The 17,253-nt window shown below is 35.0% G+C and carries 12 protein-coding genes; 5 read left to right on the top strand and 7 right to left on the bottom strand.

What is annotated here, in order from left to right:
• Positions 1-38 precede the first annotated feature (38 nt).
• The 3 genes from AC3WTI_RS25730 to AC3WTI_RS25720 form a co-directional block, all read right to left on the bottom strand.
• A complete protein-coding gene (locus AC3WTI_RS25730) occupies positions 39-1,922 on the bottom strand; it encodes a vWA domain-containing protein (protein ID WP_087955441.1) in 1,884 nt (627 codons plus the stop codon).
• 3 nt (positions 1,923-1,925) lie between these two features.
• Positions 1,926-2,819 (bottom strand): ATP-binding protein, encoded by an 894-nt coding sequence (locus AC3WTI_RS25725; RefSeq protein ID WP_087955440.1) that lies wholly within the window; start codon positions 2,817-2,819, stop codon positions 1,926-1,928.
• A gap of 127 nt (positions 2,820-2,946) precedes the next feature.
• Positions 2,947-4,476: a cardiolipin synthase gene (locus AC3WTI_RS25720; protein WP_087955439.1), complete on the bottom strand. Its 1,530-nt coding sequence runs from the start codon at positions 4,474-4,476 to the stop codon at positions 2,947-2,949.
• Between the two features lie 437 nt (positions 4,477-4,913).
• On the opposite strand from AC3WTI_RS25720, the gene AC3WTI_RS25715 reads away from it, so the two are divergent.
• On the top strand, positions 4,914-5,246 hold the full coding sequence (locus tag AC3WTI_RS25715) for a cobalt transporter (protein WP_087955438.1): 333 nt from the start codon (positions 4,914-4,916) through the stop codon (positions 5,244-5,246).
• Between the two features lie 495 nt (positions 5,247-5,741).
• Positions 5,742-7,445, top strand: coding sequence for a putative bifunctional diguanylate cyclase/phosphodiesterase (locus AC3WTI_RS25710; protein WP_097840605.1), 1,704 nt, complete (start codon positions 5,742-5,744; stop codon positions 7,443-7,445).
• Positions 7,446-7,477: 32 nt separating this feature from the next.
• Here the strand turns inward: AC3WTI_RS25710 and AC3WTI_RS25705 are convergent, their stop codons facing one another.
• Positions 7,478-8,875, bottom strand: a complete 1,398-nt coding sequence (locus AC3WTI_RS25705) for an amino acid permease (protein ID WP_087955436.1) — start codon at positions 8,873-8,875, stop codon at positions 7,478-7,480.
• Positions 8,876-9,324: 449 nt separating this feature from the next.
• Between AC3WTI_RS25705 and treR the strand changes: the two genes are divergently transcribed.
• The 3 genes from treR (at position 9,325) to treC (ending at position 13,277) form a co-directional block, all read left to right on the top strand.
• The gene (gene treR / locus AC3WTI_RS25700; RefSeq protein ID WP_087955435.1) at positions 9,325-10,035 is read left to right on the top strand and encodes a trehalose operon repressor; all 711 of its coding nucleotides are present in this window, start codon (positions 9,325-9,327) and stop codon (positions 10,033-10,035) included.
• A gap of 139 nt (positions 10,036-10,174) precedes the next feature.
• Positions 10,175-11,602 (top strand): PTS system trehalose-specific EIIBC component, encoded by a 1,428-nt coding sequence (gene treP, locus AC3WTI_RS25695; protein WP_097840604.1) that lies wholly within the window; start codon positions 10,175-10,177, stop codon positions 11,600-11,602.
• Between the two features lie 13 nt (positions 11,603-11,615).
• Positions 11,616-13,277, top strand: coding sequence for an alpha,alpha-phosphotrehalase (treC, locus tag AC3WTI_RS25690; protein WP_087955433.1), 1,662 nt, complete (start codon positions 11,616-11,618; stop codon positions 13,275-13,277).
• Between the two features lie 32 nt (positions 13,278-13,309).
• On the opposite strand, the gene gerKC is transcribed toward treC, so the two are convergent.
• The 3 genes from gerKC to gerKA are packed head-to-tail and all read right to left on the bottom strand — an operon-like array spanning position 13,310 to position 17,004.
• Positions 13,310-14,434 carry a spore germination protein GerKC gene (gene gerKC, locus AC3WTI_RS25685; RefSeq protein ID WP_087955432.1) on the bottom strand — a complete coding sequence of 375 codons (1,125 nt, stop codon included), beginning with the start codon at positions 14,432-14,434 and terminating at the stop codon, positions 13,310-13,312.
• Entirely contained in the window at positions 14,415-15,521 is a 1,107-nt protein-coding gene (locus AC3WTI_RS25680) for a GerAB/ArcD/ProY family transporter (RefSeq protein WP_087955431.1), read from the bottom strand. The genes gerKC and AC3WTI_RS25680 overlap by 20 nt, the downstream gene beginning before the upstream one ends.
• Positions 15,502-17,004, bottom strand: coding sequence for a spore germination protein GerKA (gene gerKA / locus AC3WTI_RS25675; RefSeq protein WP_087955430.1), 1,503 nt, complete (start codon positions 17,002-17,004; stop codon positions 15,502-15,504). The genes AC3WTI_RS25680 and gerKA overlap by 20 nt, the downstream gene beginning before the upstream one ends.
• Between the last annotated feature and the right edge of the window lie 249 nt (positions 17,005-17,253).

The raw sequence follows: 17,253 nt of genomic DNA, 5'->3' as shown, positions 1-17,253 counted from the left end.
TGAAATAGAAAAACAGGAGCGACAACGCTCCTGTTTTTCTATTCGATCGTCTTCAGTAATAACTTTTTCAATAGCGGTTTAATTTTCAGACGTAAATCTTCAGCATGATTTGCAACTAAGAAGTGATGGTTATAAATGTTCTTCATTAATTGATAAGTTGCTTCTTTCGCTTCGCCTTCTTCGATGAAGATTCCGATTACTTCCATACCACTTTTACGAGCAAGTTTGACAGCTTCGTGCGTATCTAAAATACCGTCTTGTTGATAGTCTAACGCAGAAGGCTCACCATCTGTAAAGACAAGTAAGAATTTATGCTTTTCTGGTCTTTTCGCAAGCTTTTCAGAAACGATACGAATAATATATCCGTCGCGGTTATCTTCTTCTTCGCGAAGCTGCATAATTTCAGGCCCAACGTTTGGTAACGTTGAGTTTTTATACGTTACAACTTCATGGATCACGTTCGGCTTATCTTCAGGTTTAGCACTAGAGGCATCTTCCCAAAATCCGCTAATAGCGTGCGGGATTTTTAAAGATTTCAACGCTTCATGGAATAGGACTACACTCTTTTTCGTTTCTTCCATTTTGTTATACATAGAACCAGAGCAGTCCACTAGTAGTTGGAATGCAACATCGAGTTCTTGTGATTCTTGTCCTTTTTTATAAAACATGCGCGGCTGCTTTTCAGTATAAATACGAAGGAATTTCTTACGAAGTCTTCCGTAATATTTATCACTATTTGCATTCGTTTTATTTTCAATCGTTTTTTCGATAATTTTCTTTAATTCTTTTACATCTTTATTAACGACTGATTTGATAACTTGGTAATCTTTTTTCTCATCGCTATTTGCTTTGCGAGCTTCTTTAAATGTATGAGAGGCACCAACGTTATACTTACCGTATGCACCGTCGTTTTGGCTAGAAGCGTGTGAAGCTCTTGCTTCTTCTGTATCAGCACCATCAAAGTTAGATTGTGTACTTTTTTGAGAAGTACCTTGTACAGAACCAAGTGCTTGGTCGCCATCTTCTGATTCGCGAGCAGTATTGCCCATCATATTTGTTTTTGTTCCGCTTTCTAATTCAAAGCGTAAAAAGTTCTCGTTTTCGTTATTTTTATTTTCACGATGCCATGTAGAGAAACTTTCATCCATTTTGTTTTTATTTTCATCGTCATCTATGAGTTGTGTATCATCATTTGCTAAATCTTCGACGCGACAGTTCTTTTCGTCTGCGATGACAGATAAATAAAGTGGAGCATGTCCGAAATAATTATTAAGCATATCACTTTCAAGAAGGCCTTCTAAACGATAGCGAATTTTCTCAACGATATACATAATATCTTCTGTATTACGAGCTTGGAATGTTTCATGCAAAATTGCTTCAATTTGCTCGAAGTATTCATTATTAAACATTTCATATTTATCGCTCGTTAATGACAGATAGCAGAGACAAAATAGACCATCACCGTGATAGTTACGAACACGATTGATTTCATTTTGTGAGCCGAAGTAATTGCGATACATTTCTTTTCTTCTTTTAAAAATATGCTTTGTGCCAGGGCGTAAGTTTTTTACAATTTCCTCAACACGTAAATCTTCTAATAGAACAAATAATTGTGTTAAAAACTTTTTTAAGGGTGATTCTTGTAATTCAATCGCATAAGAACGAATTAAAGTCATGTCCGAGTAATGTTTATTACCAAGTGCTTTTAAAAACACTTCGCTTTTTAATCCGATTACTGTATCCTCTTCTTTTCGATCATCCCAAAAGTGACTAATGACAACCTTTTTTTCAATTTCGTCGTAGTATGCTTTATAGCCATACTCAAGGTAGGCATCGTCTTCTTTTAGAAGAGCATACATTAAGTTTTCCATTTGTAGAAACAGCGACGCATCAATTTTTTTGTCACTAAAAATTTGTCTCATGAATTATCCCTCAAAGAAATAACTTTCTGCTAATTCACGGACAGTCATTTGTTCTGTTTCATCGTTTAATTTTGCGATAATGCTACGTTCAATTGCACGCATAACAGGAATATATACACCTAAATCACATGCGTCGATAATGCCACGAATACTTGCTGCTTCTTCACTTACACGTCCATCACGAGCTAAAGGCATAAGGTCGCTTGCAAATGCAACGAACTTTTCGATTGTTGCAACATCATTTAATTTTGATTCAGCTAATAATAGTTCTTTTAATGTATCACCTTGAATGTAAGGAACTTCAATAATAACAAAACGGTTTTTTAATGCTTCGTTTAGTTCGCTTGTTCCAACGTAACCTTCATTAATTGCTGCGATTACACGATACTCGTTATCACCGTATACGACTTCTTGTGTAAACGGGTTTGTAATCATTTTACGGTAATCTAATGCACCGTGAAGAAGTGGTAACGTTTCAGGTTTTGCCATATTGATTTCATCAATATATAGGAAATGACCGTTCTTCATTGCTTTCATAAGAGGACCGTTAACGAATGTAACTTCAGATGCGCCATCTTTCGTTTGTAGTGTGTTGTATCCTAAAATACCTTCTACATCTAGGTCAACAGAACAGTTAATGCTATGCATTGGTTTTTGGAATAAAGAAGAAAGAGTTTCCGCTAGTACTGTTTTACCACTACCCGTCGGTCCTTTTAATAGAATGTTTTTGCCAAGAAGAAGTGCTGTAATAGCATCTTCAATAATGCTGTTATCAGATGCTTTATATATTTTGGTACCGATTAAATGTGCATTTTCACCAGATTCTTGTTTATTCTTTTCGTGAATGTTTGAGAGCTGTTGTTTTAAATCAGCATGTATATGAAATTGTTCTAACATGTATTTCCCACCTAACATTATTTTCATAAAGTAATACATCTTATGATAACTTGTTTTAATATGGTATGCAAAGAAAAGGAAAGGGGAGAAATACAAAAGAAAAAGCAATCAATATTACATTGATTGCTTACAGTAAAGGAGAGATGAGCCTCATAAAAGACTCTAATATTCGTTTTTTGATACTTCTTTTTTGGAATGCGTTCCATTTAATTTCATTGGAATGCTTAAAATCTTCTTCAAAATCACGTCTAATATCATGAACGGTTTCTGATTCATATAGTACGCTAATAAGTTCATAATTTAATTCAAAGCTGCGTACGTCCATATTTGCTGTTCCGATTGTAGCAATTTGATCATCAACAAGTACAATTTTTGCATGCATAAAACCATCTTTATAACTGTAAATGGAGGCACCGGCTTTTAAAAGTGGAGTGAAGTAGGACTGAGATGCTTGGTCACTAATAATACTATCACTTTTACCAGGATATAAAATGCGTACATCTATGCCAGATATTGCACTTAAACGTAATAATGTTAACGTTTCTTGATCTGGGATAAAGTATGGTGTAGCAATCCAAATCGATTTTTTGGCAGATCCCATAACGGCTAATAATGTATTGCGAATACTTTTATCATCTGAGCTCGGTCCGCTCGCTACAATTTGAACGGCACCTTCTGCACTTGAAATTTCTTTACCTGGGAAGTATTGTCTATTCATAAATTGATCCCAGGAATAAGTATTCAATCCACTAGATGCATAAAGCCAGTCCTCTAGAAAGATTGCTTGTAATTTATATAGCGCTTTTCCTTCTATTTTTAAATGACTATCACGCCAAACGGGAAATTTTTTTGAACGGCCAAGATATTCATCACCGACGTTGAGTCCACCAGTAAAACCGATTTCTCCATCTACAATAACGATTTTCCGATGGTTACGATAATTGACAGTTTCAAGTAACCAAGCTGAAAAAATAGGGTCAAATTCTACAATTTCAATACCAGCTTTTTTCATAGGTTGTAAAAATCGTCTTCTTAAAGTGTTACTTCCGAGTCCATCATAAAGGAAGCGTACAATAACACCGTCTTTTGCCTTTTTGATTAAAGCATCTCGAACTTTTGTACCAATTTCATCAGATTTATAAATATAGTATTGAATATGTATGTGATGTTTTGCTTGCTCGATAGCTTGCAAAATTTCTGAGAATGTTTGATCACCATTTGTTAAAAGCTTTGTAGTTGTTTTATCTGCGGCAGGTCCGCCTCCAAATTTTTGCACGACTTTTGTTAAATGTGTAGAACGTTCATGTAAGGGGACTGTGAGTGATAATTCTACTCGTCTTCCTTCTAATATTTCACGGAATAATTTTCTTTGCTCTTCTGAACGATGTAGATGTTTTTTTCTTCTCCAACGACTACGCCCGAACAGTGCATATAAAAGCACACCTACAACAGGGAGAAGTGCTAATACTAAAAACCATGCTAAAGTACTCTGTGGGGATCTATTTTCAATAAAAATAACGAAAGATATCCCTACGATTGTAAGAGACCATAATGCACCGACAAAGGTATATAGCGAGAGGATAGACGTATCTAAAAGTAAGAGTACGATAGAGATAATTGTAAATACCAATAATAATTGAACGATAGGCTTCTTCATTTTTATAAAATTCCTCTAATCTTTCTTAAATATAAATTTCTTATATAAAGTGAAACTTTAATCAGTGGGGGTCTTACTGCCCATTAAAGTGGGATAAAAAGGTATAATTCGACATTCTTATTATAAAGTGTTTTGTTTTTTTTACAAAATATAGTCATTTTCCCCATGCTTTCCGCATTTGTCCTACATACAGTATATTGTTACGTTATTATCCAGCTAATTGCTGGTTAATAAACAGTGTAAGAGAGACAAAACCCTTGCCTCTTATATATAGGAAGAGAGATAGCCATATTCTAGAATTGTAGCAGATGCATGATGAAGTCTAAGGTATGGTTATCCGTATTATACAGATTCTTCTTAATATAGGTTACCAGCTAGGTTCGTACTATTCGTACAATATCTATTAAGATGAGAAAATGGAAAAGGAGAGGGGAAACATGAATTATATAGACAATAATGGATTGTATTATCGTCATAATCATGGAGGGCACCATCATAATGGCGGACATCACAATCATGGCGGACACAATCACCATGATCATCACCACCATCACGGAGGCGGATGGGGCTGGGGTGGCGGCTCATGGGGCGGTGGATTTTTCCCTGGAAGTTTTGCTGGAGGTGTGTTAGGTGGGCTTACAGCTGGCGCGTTAACGGGTGCAGGTGGAGGCTACTATCCAGCACCGTATCCGGTAACTTATCCAGCACCATACCCAGCACCATATCCAACGCCATATCCGGGTTATCAGCAAACACCATATCCGTATTAAACTAAAAAAAGAGGCTTTCCTCTTTTTTTAGTTTAATAAAGTACTTATTTATAAAATATTTCCAAAATAAAGGTGAAAATATGTTAATATTTTGTTATTGTAATTTTAAAACATATATACTAATTTTAATTTTTATATTATTATTCGTGAATAGTTGTATAATGTGCTCGAATTTCTATTTCGCTAGTAAAGTAAAGTGGTTAGATATAAGCAGGAATAGTGGGAAACTAGTGTTGTATAGAGCTAGTTATAAGGCAATATAAGAGAATGAATAAGGTATAATAAAGTAAGCTAATTATAGCGATAAGAAACGACTATTTATAATTGAAACGGTATTATATTGCTTTTTATTACAAATAATATTATGTTATTTTAATCGGCATATTTCAAAATGTGATTTATGTAAAGGGCGATTATTAGGAAATGAAATATCTCTATTTCTATGAAAATAAACAAGTTGTGTTTTAGTCAGATAGGAAGCAAGGAGAGATGCGCATGCTAGAACAAAGAGGTCATGCATTATATGACTCTTCATTGCGAGATTTAAAGTTAGCATTAGATGAGTCTTCAATTGTTGCGATTACAGACCGAAATGGTCTTATTACATATGTAAATGATAAGTTTTGTAAAATCTCCAAATATCCACGAGAAGAGTTAATAGGGAAAGATCATCGTATTTTAAATTCAGGATATCACCCAAAAACATTTTTTCAAATTCTTTGGAAGCGTATTTTGAGCGGAAAAGTATGGAGAGGTGAAATTCGAAATCGAGCAAAAGATGGGACATATTATTGGGTTAAAACAACAATTGTTCCATTTTTAAATGAAAAAGGAGAGCCATATCAATTTATTGCGATCCGAAATGATATTAGTAGTAGGAAAGAAGCAGAACAGAGGTTGCGTTTAAGCGAAAGCCGTTATAGGGAGCTTGCGTATCATGATGCTTTAACGAGTTTGCCTAACCGACTACAGTTAATAACGACTGTCAACGAGATGATTGCAGGCAAAAAAGAATTTGGTATGATTTACTTTGATTTAGATCGTTTTAAATTTGTAAATGATACGTTAGGTCATATGATAGGGGATTTACTTTTAAGCGAAGTTGCTTCACGGTTGCATTATGTGCTAGGAGAGAAAGATGTTCTGGCTAGGCTGGGGGGCGACGAATTTGTGTTGTTAACAAAAAATCATACGCAAGATGAAATGAGGCAGCTAGCGACATCTGTGTTGTCGTGTTTTCAGGCACCATTCATGCTTGAAGGGCATGAAGTATACATTTCAGCTAGTCTAGGACTTTGCTCATATCCGAAAGATGGACAAGATGTGGAAACGCTATTGAAAAATTCGGATTTAGCTATGTACAGTGCAAAAGAACAAGGTAGAAATGCCGCGTGTTTCTTTACAGATGAGTTACGTGCGAAAATAAATCGTAGAATGAAAATTGAATTTGCTTTGCAAAAGGCAATTCGTGATGAAGAGTTAGATGTGGCGCTGCAGCCTATTATTGATTTAAAAACGAAGAAATATACTGGTATCGAGGCTTTAGTACGTTGTACGACAGAAGAAGGGCCTATTTCCCCAAGCGAATTTATCCCTATAGCTGAAGAATCTGGACTTATTATAAAATTAGGAGACTGGGTATTAGAAAAGTCATGTCGCTTATTTAAAACATTGCCAGAGTACGAAGAAGGACTAAAGTTATCTGTGAATTTATCTATACAACAATTAATGCAAAAGCATTTTATTTTATCTGTACGTAGTATTTTAAAGAGAACCGGCTTTTCTCCAAATCGTTTAATTTTAGAAATAACGGAAAGCATTGCTGTTCGTCATTTTGATTATATTATTGCTACATTACAAGAATTAAGAAGTATGGGCGTTTTAATTGCTTTAGATGACTTCGGAACGGGCTATTCTTCCTTATACTATTTAAAACAACTGCCACTGGATATAGTGAAAATTGATCGTAATTTTATTCGTGAATTTCATTATGATCACGCACAGCCAGAGCGAACGATTGTAAAGTCTGTTATTGAAATTGCCCATAGCTTACATTTAGCAGTAGTTGCTGAAGGGGTAGAAACAGTAGAGCAAGAAAGCTTATTACAATCTATGGATTGTGATTATGTACAAGGTTTTTATTATGCGAAACCTTTATCGGTAGGAGAGTTAAAAGAAAAGTTAATTATAGATTTCTAATAAAAAAGAGAAGCCAGAAGCTTCTCCCTTTTTTAATTCATTTTTTGTGAGTCTTTCATTAGTACAGGATAAAGAATAAGACCTAATACGAACAATCCGATTCCTAAGAAGAACGTTTTTAAATCAGCAGTTCCAGTTTTGATAACCCAAATAGAGTATACAAATGCTAATGTAGTAATAATCCCATCCTTTAATCGAGAGCCAGGCATTATATCATACGTTTCTCCTGTAATAACCAGTTTGAATTGGTACAGCGTAGAAACAAGGTATGGAATTAAATAAGCAAGTGTTGCTACAACGATAGCGAAATTATAAGCTTCTGACACGGTACCAGAAATCGTTGAGAACAAGAAAATCTGCGTCATCACATTTGTAATAAATAATGATTTTGAAGGACTACCTTTTTTATTTGTTTTCGCGAAAAACTTAGGAAAAAGTCCATTCTTTGCAGCCTGATAAGGTACTTCTGAACTAACAACAATCCAGCCAACTGTAGATCCAAATAAAGATACAAGTGCAAGTAAAGCCATGATATATGCGCCTTTATTGCCAATTGCTAAATTTAATGCGTCTACTAATGGTTTTTGAGACTCTTTTAAAGCATCTTGCGGGAGAGCGCCCATTGTAAGTAGAGTAATTGACATGTAAATAAGAAGAGCGATAATTAATCCGAAAATGGTAGCCTTTTTTACATCGCGCTGAGATTTGGCACGATTAGAAAGCATGACAGCTGATTCAATACCGATAAACGCCCAAAGTGTTGCAATAGCAGCTGAATTAATTTGTCCACCTAAAGAAATGGATTGTCCTGCTTCATTCATAAATGTTTGACCGTCTCCGAAATTTGATGCATTGAAAATGAATAGCGTAATGACAATAAACATTGTAAATCCAATAATCTTTGCAATGGTAGCAAGTAGATTCATATTTCCAGCTCGGTCAATATTTTGAGAAAGAATATATTGAATCCCCCATAACATAAGGCTACATACGAGGAAGGTTAATCCTTTGCCGAGTTCTAGTGAAAATCCGTTCGTTGAAAAGAGAATTTGCTTACTTTGTAAAACTGGAAAGAATGTTGATAAATATCCAGCGAAGGAAATAATAACAGATGCTGTTGCGGCCCAGTTCGCAGCCCAATATCCCCATGCCATACTATATCCTGCAACTTTACCCGCTTTTTTTGAAGGGAACATTGCTTGAGCGTAACTTTGTGGTCCTGCCTTTAATTCTGGTTTGCGAACTGCTAAATTTCCAAATACGAGTGCAATCATAAATACACCAAGACCTGTAATACTCCACGCAAGTGTAGAACCCATGGGACCTGATACTTGTGCTAAATTCGCTGGAAGCATAAATACGCCACCGCCAACCATATTTCCAATCACAAAAGCTGTTAAAATCCATAATCCCCATTTTTTCGTTTCCATTTTTGTTAACTCCTTTGTAGTAAGTTTTGCTTAAACATCATTTTTTACTAGCATTTTGGCAATAAAAAAAGAGCCATGTAGATAAAAAATACCTACATGGCTCTTCGCCTAACGTAGGTACAACGGGAATAACCCTTGTACCTACGCGTAATTTTTCCGCTAGGTTTCAAGGGTTACGTATGATGATGATGTTTTTGTGCAAATGTAACTACAATTGTTGTATAAGTAAGCATAGTTCTTTGCTCCCTTTCTCCTCTGATTTTGAAGTTAGTATACTACATGTTTTTTTGAATGAAAAGAAAAATATAAAAATTTTTATAAAAATACGTTTTAGAGATTAAATATTTACCTGTATTTTTCCTATACTGGAAAATAAGTGAGAGATTGGCAGAAGAGTGTAGCGTGGTATAATACATATAGAATTAGAAGGTGACAAGGGGCTATTGTAGATGATGAGTAAGTATGAACAAATTTATACAGCAATCAGCAAGTCTATTGATAATAAACAATTAAAAGAGGGATGCAAAATCCCATCAGAAACTGAATTAATGAAGCAGTATGAAGCAAGCCGCGGTACGGTAAGAAAAGCTGTAGATTTATTACAAGAGCGTGGATATGTTCAAAAAATACATGGAAAAGGTGTTTTTGTTTTAAAGCGAAAAAACATTGAATTCAACTTTGGTGGTATTGTAAGTTTCCAAGAAGAAAATGAACGTTTAGGACGCCATTGTATTACAGAAGTCGTGGAAATGGAGAAAGTAAACGCGACAAAAGAAGTTGCAAAGCTATTAAATGTGAAAGAGAAAACGGAAATAGATCATATTAAACGCGTACGGAATATTGATGGAGAAAAAGTAATTTTGGATATCAACCATTTTGTATCGGAATATATTCCTGGGTTAACGAGTGAAATTGCAGCGGAGTCCATTTATAAATACATTGAGAAAGAACTAGGTCTTCATATTAGTTATTCGCAGAGAGTAATTGAAGTACAGCCATGTACAGAGGACGATAGAAAGTATTTAGATTTAAATGGAACAGACTATGTTGTTGTCGTGAAAAACTTTACGCATTTTTATGATGGAAGTCAGTTCGAATATACAGAATCCCGCCACCGCTTAGATATTTTTCATTTTTCGGATGTGGCGCGGAGAAAATAAGAGATGGAACGTAATAACGTTTCATCTCTTTTTTTATAAAAAAATCGCAAACTCGTATATACGAGTGTTGACTAACTTATATATACGAGTTAATATGTAATTGTAAACGGTATCAAAAAAAGAAAAGAGGGACGGGAATATGGGGAAAGACTATCGTAAAACAGCAGAGGAAGTGTTGCAGTATATTGGTGGGAAAGACAATATTGAACAAGCTGCACACTGTGTAACGAGACTCCGTATCGCTTTAAAAGATGAAAGTAAAATAGATAACGATAAATTGCAGTCTGTTTCATTAGTGAAGGGAGCGTTTCATAACGCTGGGGTATTTCAAATTGTAATCGGTCCAGGAGATGTTGATCGAGTATATGCTGAATTGATAACGCTTGCAGGCATGAAGGAAGCAACAGTAGCTGACGTAAAAGATTCGGGAAATCAAAAGTTAAATCCAGCTCAAAAGTTTGTAAAAGTATTTTCAGATGTATTTATGCCGATATTACCAGCAATCGTAACAGCTGGTTTACTAATGGGAATTAACAACCTATTAGGAGCGAAGGACTTATTTTTTGAAGGTAAAAATTTATTAGATGTGTATCCAAACTTAAGTGGGCTTTGGGATTTAATTAATATGATGGCGAATACAGCATTCGTATTCTTACCAGCACTTGTTGGTTGGTCAGCAACGAAGCGTTTTGGTGGTAGTCCGATATTAGGGATTGTTATGGGATTAATGCTTGTGCATCCAGCCTTATTAAACGCGTGGGATTACGGAAAAGCAGCGACTGGTTTAGACGGACACAAGATTGAGTACTTCGATATTTTAGGATTATTTCAAATTGAAAAGGTAGGGTATCAAGGTCAAATCTTGCCGGTTTTAGTAGCTGCATTTGTATTAAGTAAAGTGGAAATTTTCTTGAAGAAGCATGTACCAAATGCAATTCAACTATTAGTTGTACCAATTACAACGATTGTCGTAACAGGTGTGTTAGCACTAGGAATTATTGGTCCAGTTACACGTCATATTGGAGATTTATTAACAGCTGGATTAGTAGGTGTATATGAAACAGTACCAGTAGTTGGAGCAATATTGTTTGGAGCATTATATGCACCGCTCGTAATTACAGGTATGCATCATATGTTTATTGCTATCGACTTACAATTAATTGCACAACACGGTGGTACATTCATTTGGCCAATGATTGCCCTTTCTAACATTGCGCAAGGTAGTGCGGCGCTTGCGATGTTTTGGATTTCTAAAAATCAAAATGATAAAAGCATGGCATCTACATCAGCAATCTCAGCATATTTCGGTATTACAGAACCAGCTATGTTTGGTGTAAACTTACGAAATAAATTCCCGTTCTATGCAGCGATTATAGGATCGGCTATTGCAGCTATATTTATTACGTTAAATGGTGTATTAGCACCAGCTATCGGAATTGGCGGATTACCAGCATTTATTTCTATCATTCCGAAATCGATTCCGATGTTTATTGTCGGAATGATTATCGCAGTTGTAATCCCATTTACGTTAACATGGTTATTTGCAAAACGAGTAAAACAGAAGTAGGAGGAAGTTAAACATGAAGGATTGGCATAAAAGTGTAGTTTATCAAATTTATCCGAAGAGCTTTAATAGCTATTACAATAAAGAAACCGGTGATATAAAAGGGGTTACAGAGAAACTAGATTATTTAAAAGAACTCGGAGTAGATTATATTTGGTTAACACCGATATACCAATCACCACAAAATGATAATGGATACGATGTAAGTGATTACTACAGCATTGATCCATCTTACGGAACGATGGAAGAGTTTGAAGAGCTTTTGGAACAAGCAAGGGCACGTAACATTGAAATTATGCTTGATATCGTTGTAAATCATAGTTCGACGGAGCATAAGTGGTTTAAGGAAGCGAAGGAAGATAAAAATAGCCCATATCGTAATTATTACATTTGGCGTGATGAAAAAAATAATTGGCAATCTAAGTTTGGCGGATCTGCTTGGAAATATGATGAGAAGACAGAGCAATATTTTTTGCATCTATTTGATGAGACACAAGCCGATTTAAATTGGGAAAATGAAAAACTTCGTGAAGAAGTATATGATATGATGCGTTTTTGGCTGGATAAAGGGGTAACTGGATTCCGATTAGATGTTATTAATTTAATTTCAAAAGATCAACAGTTCTTAGATGATGATGGAAGTACGACGACAAGCGATGGCCGTAAATATTATACAGATGGTCCGCGTGTTCATGAATATTTACAAGAGATGAACCGAAATGTTTTTGAAGGGAAAGATGTAATTACAGTTGGAGAAATGTCATCTACGACAATTGATAATTGTATTAAATATTCAAATCCTGAGCGCAATGAATTAAGTATGACGTTTAGTTTTCATCATTTAAAAGTAGATTATCCGAATGGAGATAAGTGGACGAAAGCGGATTTTGATTTCATTAAATTAAAAGAGATTATGTCTAATTGGCAAATTGAAATGCAAAAGGGCGGGGGATGGAATGCGTTATTTTGGTGTAATCATGACCAGCCTCGTATTGTGTCACGCTTCGGTGATGATAGAACGTACCGAAATGAATCTGCGAAAATGTTAGCTATAGCTATGCATATGTTGCAGGGCACACCTTACATTTATCAAGGCGAAGAAATCGGTATGACAAATCCTAAATTCGAATCCATCGAGCAATATCGCGATGTTGAATCGTTAAATATATACGATATGAAGCGAGAAGAAGGATTATCAAAAGAAGAGATTATCGGGATTTTAAAACAAAAATCTCGTGACAACTCCCGTACTCCGATGCAGTGGAATGAAGAGGTGAACAGTGGTTTTACAACGAGTACACCTTGGATTTCAGTGGCTGAAAACTTTACAGAAATAAATGTAGAGAAGGCATTAGAAGATAAAGATTCTGTATTTTATCATTATAAAAAACTAATCGAGCTAAGAAAAACATATGATGTTATTACAGAAGGAGAATATGCTATTTTAGATGAAAATCATGCTAAGGTTTGGGCATATACTCGTACTACAGAGGGTGAAGTGCTGCTTGTTATCAATAACTTCTACGGAGAAGAAATAACGTATTCAGTACCAGCCCATGTTCGATTAAATGGAATGAAACAAGAAATACTACTTTCGAATTATAAAGATTCCAGCAAGGATATTACAAATCTAAACTTAAGACCATATGAATCGATTGTCTATCGATATACGAAATAAAAGGTTGTATGCCCGCGCGGCATACAACCTTTTTATTTTAAGACACCGCTATATAAAATATTTACGTCTACTTCTGATTTGAATTTTACTTTTGCATAATCTTTATTCCAATTTTTTTTCTTCCATAAGTCAGGATGATATGCGATAAGGTGTCTACCAATTCCGAAAGCATCACAATTTGCCTTTTGTAAATTTTTCGTTATTTTTTTAGCTTCTTTCGTAAGCTGTTTAGACAGTTCTTTATTTAGTTTTTTTCTTTCGTCCATTTTGTAAAGATTATCTCTCGGAGCTTCAAGAGCGATAACTTTTAATTGAAGCTTAATGTGAGCATAAACATTTCCTTTTTTATCTGTTGTTATTTTTAAGTCTCGTTTTAACTTTCGATTGCTAATTTCCATTGTTAAATAATCAGATGTCTTCTCTGATTCATCGCTAGTAAGTTTTTGGGTTATACGGGCACTTGTTCCCATTTTTCCGGTTAATAACACGAATAAAACAGATTGTTTCAAAGGTAAATGCCCAGTTAATTTATCATTGTTAAATAAAGCTAACCCATTTGTAACTACTTCTTTTCCTTTTATTTTTATAGAAGGGAGGGTAAAGTCTTTACCGGGATCTAACATTTTTGTAGCAGCTGTTTCTAAAGTTTCTTTTGGAAATACACTCATATCTTCTAAGCTTTTCACTTTTTTCTTTAAAAAATCTCCAATTAATAAATTTCCTACTTTCTTTTTTTCGAGTACCTCGGACGTTTCACCATCTACTGCAATAAGCTTTACTAAAGCAGTTGGATTTGTTGGGTCCCGAAAACTGACATCTAAATAGGGTAGTATACCTTTTTTTAGAATTTTGGTTCCTAGTAATTGAACACCATATTTAAAATAGCGAATATTCCCAGTCACATTTTTTTTTAGGGCATCGCTTGTATCCCTTATGTTATGCCCGGTTGCTGAATGTATTTCATTCTCGAATGAAGATTGTTCTCCGTTTGAACTTTTTACGAGCTCGATTGTTTGCTGGAGTTTATTCTCTTCTGTAATATCTGATCCAATACTATAAGCTAATCTCGCTTCTCTTAATGGTTCTTGATCCCAACAGCCAGAAAGGAGGGAACTAGTACATAATATAAAAAGTAATTTAACTCTTTTTTGGAACATATTGTTCTCCTTTCTTCTTTCTTATTACTGAATAAAGTAGAAATAAAAGAGGGAGGACAACGATGAAAGTATAGGTGAACTTATCAGTGAAAGTTGCAATTACTTTTAATTCTTCAGGTGTATCTATAAATAAGGCTACACTAAAAGCAATAATACCAACGATTGGAACAGCTTTTTTATGATTAGCAAGATTGAATATATGTCTAATTCCGATTGAAGCAGCGTAATAATAACTCGCAATAGAAGCTACAACAGTTATCATCCAAATTGGTATGAATAGTAAATCAGTTCGATCTATAATCCCGATATGTAAGGAACGTAATAAGTAAGCAACTGGTTCTGGGATAAGTTCAATTTGTTTTGGACTAAATACGATAAAGCAAATCCAAACAGTAAAAGCATAAAAGAGAGTCACAAATCCATTAGCGATAGAAATTGCCTTCAGTTTTGCCACAGAACTCCCATTTACTTTAGGAAATGCGATGAGAAAGATTTCAAAACCATACATAGCTGTAATTGTTTCTTTCGATGCTTGAATAATATTCCACCATCCAGCCTCTGTAATGGGAAAAATATAAGAAAAATCAGCTCGGGAAAGCCCTAGGGCAATTAAAAGCGCCATAGGTAAAATGAGAATAGAGGTCATGACATAAAATCGTACGATGACTTTAAACGTATTATAAGCTACATAACAACAAGCTATTGTAAATAGCATGAGAATGGCATACCACGGAGTTGCTTGTAATATCCAAACTTTAATGACATTACAAACATTTAACATGACCGTCATACCGATAAGGATAAAATAAAAAACATAAGCAAAACCTAATAGTTTTCCAAACTTATTACCAAATAGCATACAAACACTCTCATACATATCTGCATCAGGAAATCGTTTTAAGAAAAGCCACATAAGTAAAATGATAAGTTGAATTGCCAATCCAGCGATGAGTGCAGAAATCCATCCACCACCTTTTGCTATCGGATGAAGCCGGTTAGGTAGAGATAGTATACCGACTCCAATTTGGCATTGAATAACGAAAAAGGTAAATTGAACAAGTGAAATTTTACTTTGCGTGTTTGTCACCGTCCTCATCCTCTCTCGTTACATGTTGGCGTTGCATTTTTTTCGGTTTTGGATCATGTGGTCGTTCCCAAAATGACCAAATTGGTAGTCTTACAAATGAATCTTTCATATCTTTAATCCGCATCGGGGCAACAGGAGAAAGATATGGTGTATGAAATGAATGAAGCTGACATAAGTGAACGAAAGTTATAATGAGACCGAATGATATTCCTACATATCCGAATATGGCAGCAAGGAGCATTAATGGAAAACGAAGAATCCGAACTGCTGAACTCATATCATTTGATGGAACGAGAAAAGATGAGATTGCAGTTAAAGCTACTACGATGATCATCGTATAAGAAACGAGCCCAGCTTTTACAATTGCATCCCCAATTACTAAACCACCTACAATACCGATTGTTTGTCCAACGCGGCTCGGCAAGCGAATACCAGCCTCTCGTAACAATTCAAAGATTAATTCCATTAAGAGAGCTTCAAAAATAGGAGGAAGAGGTACTTTCTCTAGTGAAGCTTTAATTGTATACACAAGTTCGAGCGGCAACACATCCGGATGAAAAGCGACAGTTGCAATATATAAAGCTGGTAAGAGAAAGGCAATTAAAAAACTTACTAACCGAATCATTCGGACGAAAGAGCCGACAATCCAGCGGTTATTATAATCATCTGGTGATTGATAAAAAGCGAATAAAGTAACAGGTACGATGAGCGTTGTTGGATCTCCGTCAGATAAAATGGCAACACGTCCTTCCATTAAATTAGCAACAGTTCTATCTGGACGCTCTGTATTTAATTGCTGCGGAAATGGTGAGAAAGACGTATCTTCTATAAATTCTTGTATGTATCCTGGTGACATAAGTGCATCCGTTTTAATCGTTTCTAATCTTCTTTTCACTTCTGTAACTAAATCGTCATTCGCTATATTTTGCATATAAGCAATTGCCACTTTCGTGTGCATTTCTTCACCGATTGTAAAATACTTAACAACTAAATTTGGACTCTTAATGAGTTTACGAATAGAGGTTAAATTAGTTGCTAAATCTTCTACAAAACCGTTATGCGGTCCACGGACAACTCCCTCATTATCAGGTTCGGTTATATCTCTTTTTAAAGATAAAGCTGTTTCGAAAATACAAAAACTATCGACATGTTCATGGAAATATAATGATTTACCTTGTAATAAGAGCTGTACACCATAATTTAAATTTGTTTCTTTTTTCATATTTAACGTGGAAAAAGCTTTCTCTAAAGATAAATCAGACCGCGTTAATAATGGCTCAAGAGCTAATTGATGAATTAAATTTGGATCTGATAAAGATTCTATATATAAGATCGTTCCTTTTCCGCTTTGAAAAGGGAGATCTAATTTTTTTATATCATCAGAATGGAAAAGTTTATTTTCAATGTAATTAATGTTCTCCGGAAGTGATGGAAACATATGCTTTTTGTTATTATCTTGTTGTGAACTTTTTTGTTCGGTCATACTTTCCATCTCCTTTACATTGAAATTATTTCTGTTAATTTTTGCTTTTTGTGAGAAAATTATGCTTGGATTATTTAGAAAAAGTAGGGGGATGGAAAGAAAGTATATATTTGAGATATTAATATATATCTTTTGTACTATAAGGTGGTAAACCTAGCGGTATGTATAATTACATCATTCGATGAATAGGAAATTTAAGAAAAGCGATTTATAATACTAGTATTGTGTCTTGCCTTTTTAGGTACAGTA

It is taken from the genome of Bacillus sp. EB106-02-03-XG38 (assembly GCF_058792175.1).
Note: the sequence above shows the minus strand (reverse complement) of the source record. Positions and strands in the feature narration are given on the sequence as shown.

What these genes read in the sequence shown, in the direction of transcription:
- AC3WTI_RS25730 (WP_087955441.1), bottom strand. Translation starts at nt 1,922, where the DNA reads ATGAGACAAATTTTTAGTGACAAAAAAATTGATGCGTCGCTGTTTCTA.
- AC3WTI_RS25725 (WP_087955440.1), bottom strand. Translation starts at nt 2,819, where the DNA reads ATGTTAGAACAATTTCATATACATGCTGATTTAAAACAACAGCTCTCA.
- AC3WTI_RS25720 (WP_087955439.1), bottom strand. Translation starts at nt 4,476, where the DNA reads ATGAAGAAGCCTATCGTTCAATTATTATTGGTATTTACAATTATCTCT.
- AC3WTI_RS25715 (WP_087955438.1), top strand. Translation starts at nt 4,914, where the DNA reads ATGAATTATATAGACAATAATGGATTGTATTATCGTCATAATCATGGA.
- AC3WTI_RS25710 (WP_097840605.1), top strand. Translation starts at nt 5,742, where the DNA reads ATGCTAGAACAAAGAGGTCATGCATTATATGACTCTTCATTGCGAGAT.
- AC3WTI_RS25705 (WP_087955436.1), bottom strand. Translation starts at nt 8,875, where the DNA reads ATGGAAACGAAAAAATGGGGATTATGGATTTTAACAGCTTTTGTGATT.
- treR (WP_087955435.1), top strand. Translation starts at nt 9,325, where the DNA reads ATGATGAGTAAGTATGAACAAATTTATACAGCAATCAGCAAGTCTATT.
- treP (WP_097840604.1), top strand. Translation starts at nt 10,175, where the DNA reads ATGGGGAAAGACTATCGTAAAACAGCAGAGGAAGTGTTGCAGTATATT.
- treC (WP_087955433.1), top strand. Translation starts at nt 11,616, where the DNA reads ATGAAGGATTGGCATAAAAGTGTAGTTTATCAAATTTATCCGAAGAGC.
- gerKC (WP_087955432.1), bottom strand. Translation starts at nt 14,434, where the DNA reads ATGTTCCAAAAAAGAGTTAAATTACTTTTTATATTATGTACTAGTTCC.
- gerKA (WP_087955430.1), bottom strand. Translation starts at nt 17,004, where the DNA reads ATGACCGAACAAAAAAGTTCACAACAAGATAATAACAAAAAGCATATG.